The following is a 16,109-nucleotide window of genomic DNA, read 5'->3' as shown; positions in this document are numbered from 1 at the left end:
GGGCCTGTCCGGACTGAAACCATGACGATCTGTCGCGGAGACAATCATGACTGAATTCAAGGAAAAAATCGCGCTCGTCACCGGCACCTCCGGGATCGGTCTTGCCTCGGCGATCCGTCTGGCGTCATCAGGCGCGACCGTGCTTGCATGCGGTAACGACGCCGCCACCAACGAGATCTTCGACCGCATCGCCAAGGAGCGCGACCTGCCGATGTCGGCACGGTCCACCGATGTCGCCGTGGAGGCAGAGGTCGAGGCGGCCGTGCGCGAAACAGTCCTGCGCCATGGCGGGCTCGATATCATCGTCAACGCCGCAGCCGTCCACCCTTTTGGCACGGTGCTCGATACCAGCGCCGAGACCTTTGCCCGCTGCCTCGCCGTCAATGTCGGCTCCATCTACCTCACCGGTCGCTTCGGCATTCCGGAGATGGCGAAGCGCGGCGGCGGTGCGATCGTCAACATCTCCTCGGTACAGGGCCATGCCTGCCAGCAGAACGTTGCAGCCTATGTCGCCTCCAAGGGCGCCATACATGCACTGACCCGCGCCATGGCGCTTGACCATGCGGCAGCGAAAGTCCGGGTGAATTCAGTAAGCCCCGGATCGGTGCGCACGCCGCTGCTTGCGCTTGCGGCCCGCACCTATGGCGGTGAGGGTGTCAGCGAAGCGGAAGCCTTCGCCCGCTTCGGCGCCGCGCACCCCATCGGTCGCATCGGTGAACCGGAGGAAGTGGCGGAACTCGTGGCCTATCTCGCCTCCGACCGCGCAGCCTTCGTCACCGGCTCGGACTTCCGCATAGACGGTGGCCTTACCGCCGGCATTGGCGTCAAATAATCAGACAGGAAACGACAACATGAAGATCGGCCTTGGACTTTACCGGGAGCAGCTCACCCCCGACAATTATCAGTTTGCGCAGCAAGCGGGTGCAACCCATGTCGTTGCGCACCTGACCAACTATTTTGCCGGCAAGGATCCCAAGATCGACAGCGGTGACACAGGTGGCTGGGGCGATTGTTCCGGCGACCGGCTGTGGTCTTATGAGGAACTGTCGGCTCTGGTGAAGGACGTGCGCGCCGGCGGTCTGGAGATTGCAGCGATCGAGAACTTCTCGCCGCGCTTCTGGCATGACGTGCTGCTCGACGGACCGGAGCGGGCTCAACAGATCGAGGGGCTGAAACAACTCATCAGAGACGCCGGACGCGCCGGCATTCCCTGCATCGGCTACAATTTTTCGCTTGCCGGTGTCTATGGGTGGACGCGCGGTCCCTATGCCCGCGGCGGCGCGGAATCCGTGGGCTTCGGCGTCGAAAACAGCATTGCACCCAGTCCGGACGCACCGATCCCGGATGGCATGGTCTGGAACATGCGCTATCGCCGCGCGGTCGCTGACGCGGCCTCCGTCTCGGTCAGTTCGGCTGAACTTTGGGACCGTCTTGGCCGTTTCCTGAAGGAGATCGTGCCCGTTGCCGAAGAGGCGGGCGTCGTGCTTGGCGCTCACCCGGACGATCCGCCGGCGGAGGAACTGCGCGGGACGGCACGGCTCGTCAACCGCCCGGAAAAGTACGACCGGCTGATGGCGATCGTGGATTCGCCCTCGAACGGTTTGGAACTCTGCCTCGGGTCGCTGCAGGAAATGCCGGGCGGCGACATCTATGAGCACGTTCGTCGCTTCGCCCGCTCCGGCCGCATCGGTTACATCCATTTCCGCAACGTGCGCGGAAAAATGCCGCGTTATGTTGAAACCTTCGTCGATGAGGGCGATATCGACATGGCCGAAATCATCCGCATCCTGCGTGACGAGAATTACCGGGGCGTGCTGATCCCCGACCATACGCCAGCCATGACCTGCGGTGCTTCCTGGCATGCGGGCAAGGCTTTCGCGCTTGGATACATGAAGGCGCTTGTGCAGAACGCCGAAGCTCTCGGACCGTCGCGGTCGATCACCGCGAGCATAGCGGCGGAATAGGAGGTGCGGATGGCACGCGAACCTGTCTGTGTCGCGCCCGTGGGCGACCGCTGCGGTGAAGGTGCAGTCTGGTCGGCGCCGGAAGCGGCACTCTACTGGACCGACATCAACCGTTTTCTCATTCATCGCTACGACGAGGAAACACTCGCGGTCAGGACGTGGCTCTTCGAGGAGCCGGTGGTCGCTATCTCGCTCACAGACGAAGATGGCCGACTGCTTGTCGCCCTCGGCTCGAAGCTGATCTGGTGGTGGCCACAGACCGACCGGCGCAAGGATCACGGCTTTGTCCTGCCCGGTGCCCCACGCGTCCGCTTGAACGACGGACGCACCGATCCGGCCGGAAACTTCTGGGTCGGTTCCATGAAGAACAACGTCCTTCCCGATGGTCAACTGGGCGATGTGGCGCCCGGCGAAGGCATCCTCTACCGGATCGCGCCGGACGGCGCTGTCAGCGAATGGCGGGCTGGCCTTGGAATTTCCAATACGCTTTGCTGGAGTCCGGGCCGAAGCACCTTCTATTTTGGCGATACGCTCGCGAACGAAATTTACGCTTTCGACTACGATGTATCAAAGGGTGCCATATCGGCAGAGCGGCACTTCTTCACCGGCTTCGAGCGCGGTTCGCCCGACGGTTCGGCGATCGACAGCCAAGGCTTCCTCTGGAACTGCCGTTATGGCGGCCGTTGTCTGGCCCGCATCGCACCTGACGGCAGCCTGGCGGAGGTGATTGATATGCCGGTCACCAACATCACCACCTGCGCCTTCGGTGGCGTGGATCTGAAAACGCTCTACATCACAACGGCAGGCGGGGGACCCGCCGAGCGCCTCGCAGGCAGTCTCTATGCCATCCGGGTAGACATCGCCGGCCTTCCGGAAAACCGCTACGGAGCAGCGACACCATGAGCGGAATGACCACACGACGTGCACTTGCCTGGGCGCATGGATGCGTCGCGGTGCAGTCGCTCGGCGGTATGCTTGGTCCGGTATTGTTCCTGCTGCCTGACGGGCGGCAGGTCAGCCCACTGCATGTCGCACCCTGGGGCAATGAGGCTGAGCGCGAGAAACTGCCGGAAATCCTGCAGGAGCTTCGCGGCGAATGGCCTTGCGTTCCCTTCGGCAGCGACGCGGGCAGAAGGCTCCCACCAGGCTGGTCCGCAACGGGCGAGAGTTTCGACGGCGCGGGCGTGCCGCATGGTTACAGCTCGAATGCCCATTGGACCTGGAACAATTGCGACGAGCGACAGATCGCAATGGAATGCCGCTATCCCGACCTTCATCCGATCCGCTTGCTTCGCCGGAGGATCATTCCGGATCAAAGCGCGGCTGCCATCGACATCATCCTGGAGATCGAGGTTCGGCACCCTTGCCGCCTTCCGATTGGCCTGCACCCGACCTTCCGGCTGTCGCCGCGGCCAGGGTCCGTCATTATCGAGCCCGGCGCCTGCGATCAGGTCTGGAGTTTCCCCGGAGATGTCGAACCGGGTGCTGCGCTGTTTGCACCCGACCGGCAATGGCCCTCGCTCGGCACGGTCGAGACGCGCGGCGGTTCGACGGTCGATGCAGCGAAAGTACCCCTTGCCGAAAACACCGAGGACCTTCTACAGCTTTCCGGCATCGATGGCAGGCTGGCGCTTCACTATCGCGACGAGGGTTTTCGCGCACGGCTCACGTGGCAGAAGGAGCACTTTCCCAGCCTCCTCCTCTGGTACAGCAATCGCGGACGCAAGGCCTATCCCTGGAATGGACGGCACCTGGCGCTTGGTGTCGAGCCGGTTGCTTCCGCCTTCGACCTCGGCCCTGCGGTATCAAACGCTGCCAACCCGCTGGCATCATCCGGCATAGCGACTGCAATCGCATTCGAGCCAGACCGGACCTTCACCACCCGCTACCGGCTTGCAGTCGAAGCTGCTTCGCAGACCAGCTAGGAAGCACGGGTATTCACCAGGAACGAACGGAAGAACTGCATATCCTGATCGAAGCGCTGTGCAGAAAAACATATTGATAGAAAAATGAAATCGGCGCAGGAATTGCAGCGCCGAGTTTTCACCGTGGATTTCGCACCAGCGATCTTCAGGCGTTGATACGCTCTTCAACGACCTTCCAGTTGATCAACCTGTCGAGAACCGCGCGGATATGTTCGGCTTTGCGATTTTCATAATCCAGGTAATAGGCGTGTTCCCAGATATCGATGCCGAGATAGGCGGGACGGCCGACGGCGACGGGATTGTTGCCGTCTTCATATCCGATCAGGGCGAGCTTGTTGTCATCGTCGCGTGTAAGCCAGACCCAGCCGGTTCCAAACACCGTATCCGACACATCAACGGCGCGTTTGGTAAAGCCGTCATAGCCGCCGAAGGTCTCGTCAATAGAAGCTGCAAGATTGCCTGTCGGCCGGTTTGAGCCACCGGGAACGAACTGATCCCAATAAGCAACGTGGTTCCAGGCCTGCGCGGCATTGTTGAAAATCTTGACATCATCCGCGCCTTTCGATTTGGCGGCTGCCTTGACGATCTCGATCAGGTCCATATCCGCATAACGGCTGCCAGCTGCCAGTGTGTTGAGCTTGTCGAAATAGGCCTTGTGGTGTTTGCCGTAATGCAGGCCAACCGTTTTTGCCGAAATGACCGGCGCGAGATCAGCTTCCGCAAATGGAAGGGCCGGTTGCTTCAAAGGCAAGGCTGCGCGGGCGATGTGAGGGAGCGGAAAGACTGTTGCGGCAGCTGCCGCCGCGCCTGTTACGAGAATGGTGCGTCGGGTTATGGTCATGACGTCCTCCTTTAAATGTCTACCAGTGGATAATCCGCGAAAGCGGCGCTGGTTTCCTCCGGCTGACAGAAAACCGATGAAGAACGGCGGCGATGTAAAGAAGATGCAATGTCGCCATGACCCGGACGCCCGGGGAAATTCGCGAGATTGAGGCTGTGGCGCCGTAAAAGGGGGCGCTATAGTTCAGGAAAGAATTCTGGCGATCTCTCGCTCTAACTGTTCCTGCGTGTAGGGTTTTCCCAGTCTTGGAAGACCCATTTCGGTCCCTGCCGGCAAATCCGCATAACCCGTCGCAACCAGGATCGGCAGGGCTGGGCGCAATTCGCGTGCGGCCTTTGCGAGTTGAGATCCATTCATGCCTGGCATCGAAAAGTCAGTAATCATCAGGTCAATGGCTGGCTCATTTTTTATGATATCCAGCGCCTGTTGCCCCGAATTTGCTTCGAGCACGCGATGTCCGAGATCTTCGAGCATGTCGACGGAACTCATGGCGATCAAGGCATCATCGTCAACCAGCAGGATTATCGCTGGCCCGCGCGGCAGTTCATCTGACGGGTCGGGCATCGATACTTGACGGCGCACTTCTGTGGTCACCGGAAGCCAGAGCTCGGCCAATGTGCCCTCGCCCAGTGTGCTGGTGAGTGTCAGTGCGCCATTGAGCTGGACAGCCAGACCATGGATCATCGACAAGCCCAGCCCCGTCCCCTTGCCCAGTTCTTTGGTGGAAAAAAACGGATCTACGGCACGCCGAACGGTTTCTTCGTCCATCCCGGATCCGGTGTCCCTTACGCTGAGGCATACATATGCACCCAGAGGAAGCCCCTCGGAAGGTACCACCCTTTCTTCAGCGCGGACGCTTATCGACAACTGGCCGCCCTCCGGCATGGCGTCGCGCGCATTAACGACAAGGTTGAGCAAAGCAAGTTCGACCTGATTGCCGTCGACCAGAACCAATGGCAGGCCGCCGGCGATGGCAGTGGTAATCTGAATGGACGAGCCGACGGAGCGTGCCAGCAGTTCCTGCATGTTTGCCACAAGTTCGGAGAGATCTGTCGGCTCCACCTCAAGATCCTGCCGGCGTGCAAACGCCAGCAGTCTCTGTGTCAGGGAGGCGCCACGCCGCGCACCCTGAAGCGCGCCATCGATCAAACGTGTCAGTCTCGGATCATCGGCAGCATGTTTTCTGGCGAGGTCGAGGTTGCCAAGCACGGCCATGAGCAGGTTGTTAAAGTCGTGGGCGACCCCGCCCGTCAACTGGCCAATCGCCTCAAGTTTCTGCGATTGAAGCAACTTCTGCTCGGTATCCTGCCGCTGGGCTATTTCCGCCTTCAGCGCCTCGGTTCGTTCTTCGACCCGACGTTCCAGCGTTTCATTCATCGAGCGTAGCGCCGCCTCGGCATGCTTGCGGGATGTGATGTCGGAACCGACACCAATAAGACGCTGGGGCTTGCCACGCTGATCATGGACAAGACGGCCGCGAACCTCCGCCCAATGCAGGCTTTGGTCCGGCCAGATAACACGATATTCGGAGACGTAGTCTTCGCCTGCATCCACGCTGCGTCGAAGACCATCTTCACGGCCTTGCCTGTCATCGGGATGCACGGAGGCTGTAAGCTCGTCGTAAGTCAGCTCCTTGTCTGCACATCGGCCGAAAATCTGACGAAACTCGGGGGAGGAGCCAAGCTCCCAACTCGAGAGGTCTAGGCTCCATGTGCCTAGATGCCCTGCAAGCAATGCAGTCTTGAGGTTGAGCTCGCTTTCACGCAATTCGATAATGCGGTTGCGAGCTTCAAGTTGCCGCCGACGGTTCTTGCGTGCCGACTCCACGACGCTGACGAAAGTTGTCGGGTGGAACGGTCGTTCCAGAAAGGAGACGTTTCCAAGTGCCTGGGCAACTCTTGCGGCAGCAGGGTTTCTCTCCGGCCCCGCTCCTTTGTGCGTCAGGACGATGAAAGGGAGATCCGACCAGCTTGGCTGGGACGTCACCCAGGCGTTGATAGGCCCGAGATTGCTGGAGCGAAGGACCTCTTCCACGACGACGACAAAAAGAGCATTTTCTCCAAGGCACTCGGCCAGGGCCTCAAGGCTTGCCACCGGCTGCGATGAAATACCGCGCTCCTGCAGGATGGATGCTGCGACAACGCTGTCGCGACCGTTCGGGGCGTAAATGAGGGCGACACTGTCACGATCAGGAATCGGAATTCCCTCCAATGTCGAGCATGTTTTTCTGTTCGCCGACAAAATGGGGTATGCCGCGCAAGACACCCTTGAAGCCCGCGAGTGGATCGCCGAGTACCAGACCGCACTCGCCGATATTGTATTCCCGAATTGTCGTTTCGTGTCTTCCAGTGCGCTTCTTGACGACCGACACGGCGCGGCGCACCTTTCCCATGGCCTCGAAGTAACGCAGCAGGACGACGCTGTCGGCGAGATAGGTGACGTCGACAGGCGATTTCATATCGCCGAAAAGGCCATGCTGGGAAACAGTGAGAAACGTGTTGGCGCCCTGCCTGTTGAGATATTGCAGCAATTCATGGATATGCAGAATGAGTGCATTTTCTTGCGGCATCGCGGCCTGGTAGCCGTTAATACTGTCGATTACGATCGTCTTGGCTTGGGCAATATCGACACGCTCCCGCACCCTATGAGCAAATTCCCCCGGCGACAGTTCTGCCGCATCGAGTTGCTCAATATGCAGCATGCCGCTTTCACGCATGGCGTCGATATCGATACCGATCCCGCGCATGCGATTTGACAGAAGCCCCAGCTCTTCGTCGAAGCCGAAAAACGCTGCCTTTTCTCCACGGGCGATCGCTGCTGCGACAAACTGCATGGTAAAGATCGTTTTACCGGTTCCGGCAGGTCCAAGCACAAGCGTGCTGGAGCCCTGCTCGATCCCACCACCCAGCAATGCATCGAGTTCCGCAATTCCGCTGCGGGCCTGATGGCGGTCGTAGGTTGTGAAATGCTCATTGGCACGCAACCGCGGAAACACCGCCACGCCGCCTGTCCTGATGGTGAAATCGTGATAGCCACCTCTGTAGGCCTGGCCGCGGTATTTGACGATCCTCAACCGACGGCGCTCTGCCCCATAGTCGGGAGCCAGTTCCTCAAGATGAATAACACCGTGAACAACGCTGTGAACGGTCTTGTCGAGAACATCGGCCGTCAGGTCGTCAAGCAGCAGGACCGTGGCCCCCTGACGCGCGAAGTAATGCTTCAGGGCGAGAATCTGCCGACGATAGCGCAGCGAACTCTGCGCCAACAGCCGTATTTCCGAAAGGCTGTCGAGCACGACACGCGCGGGTTTGACCCGCTCAAATGCTTCGAATATCAGCTTTGTCGTCTCGCCAAGCTCAAGATCAGCCGAGTAAAGAAGGCTCTGCTGGTGTTCCGCGTCAAGCAGGCTTTCCGGCGGCACAAGTTCAAAGACGTCGATTAAACCGGGGATTTCCATTCCATGCGAGTTCGCCCCTTCTCGCAGTTCTGTATCGGTCTCGGACAGGGTTATATAGAGACCCCGTTCTCCGTCCTCTGCGCCATCGCGCAGGAACTGCAGGGCAATCGTTGTCTTTCCAGTTCCGGGATTGCCTTCAAGAAGAAACACGTGACCTTTGGACAGGCCTCCTCCGAGAATGTCATCCAACCCGGAGACACCCGTTCTTGCCTTTAAAGCTCCTACCATCTCCACCCCTTCGACCATCTGCTCCATTTGGCACTAGGCCCATCCGGCAGTTGCCCGCAATTCAATTTGACACGTATATTCCCCTAAACGTCTTGGCCCCCCGGGTGGTTTCATTCTAATCATCACTCGCCTGTGTTGTCGACGTATCGATGACCGGGCATCCAGGACAAAGCTTGCATGTGCCGGCGGGCTCGCCGACCAGCCGACAATGCGACAGGCGAAGCCCTGACAGGTGACGGAACAGGTAAAGCCTGCTGAGTGCGGGGGCTTCGAGCTGCCGGTCAAGCCGGCTCCAAGCCATCTTGCGAGAATGTCGTGCGGGCTGGCGCGAAGGGTGTTCTGCTCCGTGAGCCAGCGCCATACGGATCTTACGTTCGAGGACTTCAGGCGAGAAACTGTTCGTTATCTTGCTCATATCGGCTCAGCCGGAGCGGCTAAAAACGAAACTCCATGCAAACCGTTTCCGCCGCTTATGAGGTACAGCAATTTCTCACAACACTTAGTGGAATATTCTGTCCACAAATGCACCAGAATTTATCCGGCGCGAAGCATTGCTATGCTCAAGAACGCATCAACAAAAGGGCTCTCTCGGATGCGGCGGAAAAGCCGCCCAGCGGGATCCGAAAAGGATGCTCCTTCGAGTCCGGCACCGTGCCCAGGATGTTGAGAGCCGCCCCGGCGCGCATTGCCTTAACAAGAGCCGCACTCAATGTGAACTCGACAATGCAACCTATAGGCTGGCAGGTGTGGAAGGGCAGTGGCACATCGCCTACCGCTCCCTCATCAATCTGGATTCTGACGCCCTGTGTCAAAATCAACCCAAATGGCAGGACCATCGTACCACTTACCGTGCCTTCATTCTGAGGCCGGATGTTGATCAGCAGCAGGCGTCGCCCGTCGCTTTGAGTCTGCTCCTGTGAAATTATGCAGTCACTGGCGTTCCCGATCACCTGGCACTCGACGATCCAGTCGCGAAAAACCTCACGGACGGAGGTCGCTCCTCCTGGTAACGTATGTGACGTCGGTGTCTGGGCGTGCGAAAAAGTGGCGCCCGCCAAGACAAGGAAAGCTCCGATGCTCGCGGTAATTTTCATGACTGTTTTCATATAAGCACAACGATCTCTGACAGGTTCAAATGGAAGATTGTGTCCGCAACGCGCTTCATCGGGGCGCGACTACTCGATAGCGGCCAAAGCGGCAACAAGCCCCGCCAATGGCGCCTTTAAACTGACATTACCCATGGCGGCGGATGAATAGCTGACCGCTATCGTGGCCTTTTGGCGGATTTGCTCACGCATCATCGCCCCTACCGGCAAAAAGGCCGTACAGACGGATACATCGCAGGCTTGGATTTTGATGCTGACCGGCTTTTGGCGCCCGGGCACGTTTAAGACAATCATCCTGTCTCCGTCCGGATCCGGACGTGTCCGCAGTATCATGACAGGCTGGCCCCCGTCTGTGGCAGCCAGGGACCAGCTGAAGGCAACCTTTCCCTCCCCGTCCACGATAGACTGGGTCACATTGCAGATTTTTTTCATCGAAACGAGGTTTTCGTCACAGATCAGCTCCCAGTTCTCAAATGGGCGAACGACCCGCTGATAGTTGCCAAGTACGGATCCTGCCGGCACCACCACGTCGGAGGGCTTCAACCGAAACGGCGAACCGTCCTCCGCGGCAGCAATTGCGCCATCAAAGGCAGACACGATCGAAATCAACAGCATTGTGTAAAAGAGACGCATAGCCAGCCAACTAGTTGAGAGTAAAACTCAGGCCGGCGCCCACACCGAAATTCCCTTCGGTCATGACACCGGAAACATTCATCCGCATGTTGCCGGTTTCGCTGGTGTAACCGAGACCGAAAGCTCCGGCACCGGCTCCGCGCCAGGCGCCTGCACCAACCGCGAGACTAAGCTTGCCGGGCCTGTCGTCAAACCTCAGCGAGGCCGCCGCCAGTCCGATTGCCGCAGCTTGCCTTGCCTCCCCACGCACCTCGTTTATGCTTGAGCTGAGCCTGTTGAAGCCTTCATTCATATCGCCCGCAAGCGAGCCGACATACTGGTCGGTGTATTGCATGGAGGTCGTCAGCGTGTTTGACCCGACCTCATCGGCATAAGACTTGCCGGCCACCAGGGTATCAACATTGGATTGATCAACATAGGCACGGGCCTCCGTCGCACGTTGACGATCTTGCGCTTCCAGCTCCTGCTGGGCCTGTTTCAACTGCCGGACATTCACCCCGTCCTGTTCATCGACACCCATCGCCACATTCCTGATCAAGACAGGGGCATTAGGGTCACCGCCAAGCAATGTTACTGAGTTTGCCCGGGAGCCGTTCGGTGTAGCGTCGTAGGTTAGGCTGGCTGCCTGCGCCTCTGCCAGATCGTCGACGCGGGTGTTGACTGTACCGATATTGTCGCCCAGGGCGGCAAGTGCGCTGCCTGTATTGTTATACAACCTCTGGCCTTGGGTCGTGCCGTCCGCTCCGATCATGGCAATCTCATAGGCCGGCGTCGTTAATGTGCCATCGGAATTCGTGGTGACACCACCACCGAGCGCATTCGCGGCAGAGCGTCCAACTTCGGCGATGCGGGCAGCAACAGTTTCGTTGGGTCCGATCCCAACCAGCTGGGACTGGGCGGCGGTAGCGGCAGCCATGGCGCCATCAGCCGTCCCCTGCGCATCATTTGTGGCATCGCTGACGACATTCAGCTGCCCGACATTTACGGCATCGGTGTCGCGTGTACCGGCAGCGACATTGCCGACACGGTTGGTCTTGTCATCACCATGGCTAGCGCTGAAAGCTCCCTCACCTGCATCCCACCTAAGGCTTTCATCAGCTAGATTATCAATGCGACTGTTGACGACTTCGACATTGCCACGGAGGCTTCCAAGTGCATCGCCAACGTTGCTGAAGATTGTCGGGGACTGCACCGTACCGTCGGGGCTGATGGTCCCAATTCCGTATGCCGGTGCCGCAACACTTCCATCGGCATTCAGCACCGCGGCTCCACCAAGTGCTTGCACCAATGCCTCTTTAAGCCCGTCAACTTGTTGAGAGCTTTCCTCTGTCAGATCAAATGCATCACTCACCCGCTTATTGATCGCTTCCAGTTGCCCGAAATTGACGGCATCGGTGTCAGCGACACCCGCCGCCACGTTGGCAATCCTGCTCGTCTTTTCGTTGCCATGCGTGGCGCTGAAGGCGCCTTCGTCATCGCTCCACAGCAGGCTGTCGCCAGCCAGATTGTCGACACGGCTGTTAACCGTATCGATATTGCCATCGAGTGCGGAGAGTGCGTCTCCGACATTATTATGCGCTGTCGGATCCTGCTTCGTACCGTCCGGCGTTATCGTGGCAATCCCGTAGGACGGGGCCGTCACCGTACCGTCGGAATTAACGGCCGCGCCGCCTCCAAGCGCATCGGCAGTCGACTGACCAAGGTCTGCGATACGGCCAACAACGGTTTCATCGGCGCCAACCCCCGCCAGCTGGGATGAGGCGTTCCCCGCAGCGGCCAGAGCGGCATTAGCCGTGTTTTGTGCAGTCGCCGCCACATCCCGTGCGGTATCGGCCGTATTCTGTGCAGCCCCTGCCGCGGCCAGAGCGTTATCAGCCACGACCTGCGCCGCATTCGCAGAGGTCTGCGCGGCGCCAGCCGCGGTTTCTGCGCCCTGTGCCGCCTGCTGGGCAGTGCCCGCAGCCCTCAACGCAGTGTCGGCGGTGCCTTGTGCGGCAGTCGCCGCAATCTGCGCCGCATCTGCAGCGCTTCGAACGGTGTCCAGCTGCCCCAAATTCACGGCATCGGTCTCAGCGACACCCGCCGTCACATTCGCGATGCGGCTTGTTTTCTCAAGGGCGTGGCTTGCGCTGAAAGCACCTTCCTCCTCGCTCCAAAGCAGGCTGTCATCGGCAAGATCATCCACGCGTGTGTTGACCGTGTCGATATTGCCGTCGAGTGCAGAAATTGCATCCCCGACATTGTGATGCACCGTCGGGTCCTGCGCCGTGCCGTCCGCCCCTATCGTGGCAATCTCGTAGGCCGGCGCTGTCACCGTGCCATCCGAATTCACCGACGAGCCGCCGCCCAGAGCATTGGCGGTCGATTGTCCAACGCCGGCAATGCGGCCAGCAACGGTTTCGTTGGCACCAATCCCTGCGAGCTGGGAACCGGCGGTGTCGGCCGCAGCCAAAGCAGCATCGGCGGTGCCTTGCGCAGCGTCGGCAGCGGTCTTTGCGCCGTCGGCAGCAGCCCGGGCACCATCGGCAGCGGTCTTCGCACCGTCGGCCGTCGTCTGGGCAGTACCCGCCGAAGCCAGGGCATTATCGGCTGTACCTTGCGCGGCATCAGCAGCGGTCTTAGCGCCATCGGCGGCGGCCCGGGCGCCATCGGCAGCGGTCCTCGCACCGTCAGCCGTCGTCTGGGCGGTGCCCGCCGAAGCCAGGGCATTATCGGCTGTACCTTGCGCAGCATCAGCAGCGGACTTACCGGCATCGGCAGCGGCCCGGGCGCCATCGGCGGCGGTCTTTGCACCGTCGGCCGTGGTCTGGGCGTTGCCCGCCGCAGTCAGGGCATTATCGGCCGTACCTTGCGCGGCATCAGCAGCGGTCTTTGCACCATCGGCGGCAGCCCGGGCACCATCGGCAGCGGTCTTAGCACCGTCGGCTGTAGTCTGGGCGGTGCCCGCCGCAGCCAAGGCATTATCGGCTGTACCTTGCGCGGCATCAGCAGCGGTCTTAGCGCCATCGGCGGCAACCCGGGCACCATCGGCGGCGGTCTTTGCACCGTCGGCCGTGGTCTGGGCGGTGCCCGCCGCAGTCAGGGCATTATCGGCTGTACCTTGCGCGGCGTCGGCGGCGGCCCGGGCACCATCGGCAGTGGTCTTAGCGCCGTCGGCTGTGGTCTGGGCGGTGCCCGCCGCAGCCAAGGCATTATCGGCTGTACCTTGCGCGGCATCAGCAGCGGTCTTGGCGCCATCGGCGGCAGCCCGAGCACCATCGGCGGCGGTCTTCGCGCCGTCGGCCGTCGTCTGGGCGTTGCCCGCCGCAGTCAGGGCATTATCGGCCGTACCTTGCGCGGCATCAGCAGCGGTCTTGGCGCCATCGGCCGTGGTCTGGGTAGCATTGGCAGATGCTTGGGCGTTATCAGCGGCAGTCTTGGCGGCGTCTGCAGCGGTCTGCGCGGTGCTGGCGGCCAATGCCACAGTTTGCAACTGCCCGACATTGACGGCATCATTTACAAGCACGCCATCGGCAATGTTGGAGATCTTGCTGGTTGCCGATGTTCCGTGGCGGGCATCGAACGCACCGGACGTCTGGTTCCAAAGCAGTGAATCCTCACCAAGGCGGTCAGCCTTGGTGGCAAGATCGGTAACGCGGTCGTTGGTCTCGGACAATTGACCACCCGTTACCGCATCCGACGATTCCGGGGTAAGAGCTCCGGGTGCGAGATTTGTTATCTTTCCATTTTCACGCACCATCATCGGGTTGCCATCACCGTCCAGCAATTGCCTTCCATCAGCATCAAGCTGGGGAACGATGCGTTCAGCATCGAAGGCTTTTTTGTCAGGGTGCCACAACAGCGCACTTTCAATGATTGCTCCAATGGCGCGGTCATTCTTGATCATTTCATTGTCGAGCGCGGCGATTGCACCCAGAAGGCTGTCGGGTTGTTCGGCTGGGACGGTGTTTCCGTTGCCGTCAACTGTTGCTCCAAGGCTATTCAATGTAATTTGCGGCATGACGAGACCGCCTGCCTCATTGATCACCGCGCCGCCTCCGATCGCAGCGCGCACGGATTCGTCCACACGTGTCTGTCCGGGGTTCGTTCCGGCAGCTGGAAGGGCGGCCATCCTTGTTTCGAGATCGTTGACCCGACTGTGTGTTTTCCCGATCTCTGAGAAAGCGGCAAAGAGCTGCGAACCATTTATGGCGTCCGTACTCTCGGAAGTGATCCGCCCCGATGCAACATTCGTGATCTGTCTTTGCTGTGCCAAACTACCAACTGAGAGTTCGGCGTGTGGTGCACCGCCTGCGAAGTTATAGACTGTTCCAGCCAAGGTTGCTGTTGGATATGCAACCATGTTCCCGGTTCTCGCATTGGAACCCAGCGCAACACTGAAGTCATTTTCAGCAGTGGCTCCGAATCCCAACGCCATTGCGTCGCGTATGTTCTGCTCAACGAGGGCGTTTCTTCCCAATGCTATCGCGTTTTCCGCTCTTGCCCGTGCGCCGTAGCCCACAGCGACGGCGCCTTCTGCGACAGTCAACTGGTTTGCGATCCCTGCTATTGCATTCCGTCCGACTGCAGTTGTATTGGGTCCATAGGCCTGTGCAAATCGACCTGCGGCCAGAGCGGAATATCCCTCCGCCTGCGTCGATGGACCTACAGCTGTGGATCGCTGGCCTCTTGCTTTCGCTGCCGTACCGACCCCGAGGGCATAGGTCCCGATCGCCTCTGAATTATTGCCGATCGCGACCGCAAAACCTTGCGCGGCACCATCCGCAACACTTCCGTCTGCCGAGGCCTGTCCGCCGATTGCGATATCGCCGGCGTGTACGGTCCTGGTTGTTGCGCTTCCGATCTTGAATCCGGCCCCTGTATCTCTTCCCATTTGAAGAGTTGCCATCGGAATATGAACGTAGCCGTTGAGCATCGCGAGCCCGTTGACGTAAATTTCGCCTCCTAAGCTCAGCGAAGTGGCTCCGACTCCGTTCACACCTGCTGGACGGTAGAACAGAACAGAATTTGTCTGGGTTGCCTTGTTGTTCGAGTTACATTCGGCAGCATTGTTGCGCAAGTTGATATAGGCGGTTGCGTCCTGGATAAAAGTCGGCGAACCCACTGCGAAGCTGTCCTGCGGATCGTTGATGCTCACGCACCGCCCGTCTGTGTTTGCATTAATGTATATGCCATTCGCCATTACAAGCGAGGCGGACGCGAGACCGAGTCCAGCGGCAATTCCCAAAAGTCCTAGGCCGCGCCGCGATTTGATGCCGAGAACCCGATAAGCCATACGCAGCATGGCGAACAATCGGCGTCGTGCGAAACGGGAATCTGCATTTTTGCCAAACCAATTCTCTGCAAAACGAGAAACCTTTTCTTTTGCAGTTTTGGCACTTTGCGCTTTATGCTTCATAATTCTGGACTTCTTCCCAGTTGCAAGCCGGACATAGGCCCGTCAAAATTTTCAGTACAGACGGGATTACGATTTTGAAACGAAGACCCAGCTGCATGCGAAGCGCCTGCTAACCTCAAACAAGACCGTGCGGGAGGTGTGATACCGTTGCGAGACATGTTGCAAACGGAGAAAAAAGAATAGAAGCCATTGTTTTTTAATGGCAATTCTACGCGCAGCGATACACTCGTCGACATACGTTTTGGGACTATTGAGGTAATGAATATCTATAATTCTGCTTCGAACGCAGTGATCCCGGAGATTCGCAAAGTCAGGTTTCTCTCCTCAAGCACAAAAAGTGCGCCCAACATTCATTGAACCCTGCTTAGCTGTGCGATTTCACCCACGTCCGAATATTTACAGCGATATCTCGCCTCACGCTCTGGGGCGCCATAACCTCAGGTAATGCCGGATTAGAACTGCGGGAGCGCGACGCCCAATCGCGCTTGGTACCGTGCTGTAGCGGTATCAAACTGATCTTTTCCGTTAAAGAATGCCAGATTTGCGCATCGGACGTT

Annotated in this window: 10 protein-coding genes; 4 read left to right on the top strand and 6 right to left on the bottom strand. The window is 59.2% G+C overall.

Translation table 11 applies throughout. The annotated features are described in order from the left end of the window. Positions 1-46: 46 nt before the first annotated feature. The 4 genes from M0412_RS15860 to M0412_RS15845 are packed head-to-tail and all read left to right on the top strand — an operon-like array spanning position 47 to position 3,889. Positions 47-832: an SDR family NAD(P)-dependent oxidoreductase gene (locus tag M0412_RS15860; protein ID WP_269699320.1), complete on the top strand. Its 786-nt coding sequence runs from the start codon at positions 47-49 to the stop codon at positions 830-832. A gap of 19 nt (positions 833-851) precedes the next feature. Next, positions 852-1,964: a mannonate dehydratase gene (locus M0412_RS15855; RefSeq protein WP_269699319.1), complete on the top strand. Its 1,113-nt coding sequence runs from the start codon at positions 852-854 to the stop codon at positions 1,962-1,964. Positions 1,965-1,973: 9 nt separating this feature from the next. Beyond that, positions 1,974-2,867 carry an SMP-30/gluconolactonase/LRE family protein gene (locus M0412_RS15850; protein ID WP_269699308.1) on the top strand — a complete coding sequence of 298 codons (894 nt, stop codon included), beginning with the start codon at positions 1,974-1,976 and terminating at the stop codon, positions 2,865-2,867. After that, complete coding sequence (locus tag M0412_RS15845; protein WP_269699307.1) at positions 2,864-3,889, top strand: hypothetical protein; 1,026 nt, start codon at positions 2,864-2,866, stop codon at positions 3,887-3,889. Before M0412_RS15850 ends, M0412_RS15845 begins: the two co-directional genes overlap by 4 nt. 145 nt (positions 3,890-4,034) lie before the next feature. Here M0412_RS15845 and M0412_RS15840 read toward each other — a convergent pair whose 3' ends face one another. The 6 genes from M0412_RS15840 to M0412_RS15815 all read right to left on the bottom strand — a co-directional run bounded on the left by M0412_RS15840 (position 4,035) and on the right by M0412_RS15815 (position 15,552). Continuing rightward, positions 4,035-4,730 (bottom strand): superoxide dismutase, encoded by a 696-nt coding sequence (locus tag M0412_RS15840; RefSeq protein ID WP_142843583.1) that lies wholly within the window; start codon positions 4,728-4,730, stop codon positions 4,035-4,037. 183 nt (positions 4,731-4,913) lie between these two features. Continuing rightward, positions 4,914-6,941 (bottom strand): hybrid sensor histidine kinase/response regulator, encoded by a 2,028-nt coding sequence (locus M0412_RS15835; protein ID WP_305765219.1) that lies wholly within the window; start codon positions 6,939-6,941, stop codon positions 4,914-4,916. After that, positions 6,919-8,433, bottom strand: a complete 1,515-nt coding sequence (locus tag M0412_RS15830; protein WP_269699527.1) for an ATPase domain-containing protein — start codon at positions 8,431-8,433, stop codon at positions 6,919-6,921. Before M0412_RS15830 ends, M0412_RS15835 begins: the two co-directional genes overlap by 23 nt. A gap of 542 nt (positions 8,434-8,975) precedes the next feature. Continuing rightward, on the bottom strand, positions 8,976-9,509 hold the full coding sequence (locus M0412_RS15825) for an invasion associated locus B family protein (protein ID WP_161991488.1): 534 nt from the start codon (positions 9,507-9,509) through the stop codon (positions 8,976-8,978). A gap of 81 nt (positions 9,510-9,590) precedes the next feature. After that, positions 9,591-10,154 (bottom strand): invasion associated locus B family protein, encoded by a 564-nt coding sequence (locus tag M0412_RS15820; RefSeq protein WP_269699306.1) that lies wholly within the window; start codon positions 10,152-10,154, stop codon positions 9,591-9,593. Between the two features lie 10 nt (positions 10,155-10,164). After that, positions 10,165-15,552, bottom strand: a complete 5,388-nt coding sequence (locus tag M0412_RS15815; RefSeq protein ID WP_269699305.1) for a YadA-like family protein — start codon at positions 15,550-15,552, stop codon at positions 10,165-10,167. Between the last annotated feature and the right edge of the window lie 557 nt (positions 15,553-16,109).

The organism is Agrobacterium sp. O3.4, assembly GCF_041414895.1.
GTDB lineage: Bacteria > Pseudomonadota > Alphaproteobacteria > Rhizobiales > Rhizobiaceae > Agrobacterium > Agrobacterium cucumeris.
Note: the sequence above shows the minus strand (reverse complement) of the source record. Positions and strands in the feature narration are given on the sequence as shown.

Coding starts and splice junctions, on each gene's coding strand:
- M0412_RS15860 (WP_269699320.1), top strand. CDS start 47: ATGACTGAATTCAAGGAAAAAATCGCGCTCGTCACCGGCACCTCCGGG.
- M0412_RS15855 (WP_269699319.1), top strand. CDS start 852: ATGAAGATCGGCCTTGGACTTTACCGGGAGCAGCTCACCCCCGACAAT.
- M0412_RS15850 (WP_269699308.1), top strand. CDS start 1,974: ATGGCACGCGAACCTGTCTGTGTCGCGCCCGTGGGCGACCGCTGCGGT.
- M0412_RS15845 (WP_269699307.1), top strand. CDS start 2,864: ATGAGCGGAATGACCACACGACGTGCACTTGCCTGGGCGCATGGATGC.
- M0412_RS15840 (WP_142843583.1), bottom strand. CDS start 4,730: ATGACCATAACCCGACGCACCATTCTCGTAACAGGCGCGGCGGCAGCT.
- M0412_RS15830 (WP_269699527.1), bottom strand. CDS start 8,433: ATGGTCGAAGGGGTGGAGATGGTAGGAGCTTTAAAGGCAAGAACGGGT.
- M0412_RS15825 (WP_161991488.1), bottom strand. CDS start 9,509: ATGAAAATTACCGCGAGCATCGGAGCTTTCCTTGTCTTGGCGGGCGCC.
- M0412_RS15820 (WP_269699306.1), bottom strand. CDS start 10,154: ATGCGTCTCTTTTACACAATGCTGTTGATTTCGATCGTGTCTGCCTTT.
- M0412_RS15815 (WP_269699305.1), bottom strand. CDS start 15,552: ATGAAGCATAAAGCGCAAAGTGCCAAAACTGCAAAAGAAAAGGTTTCT.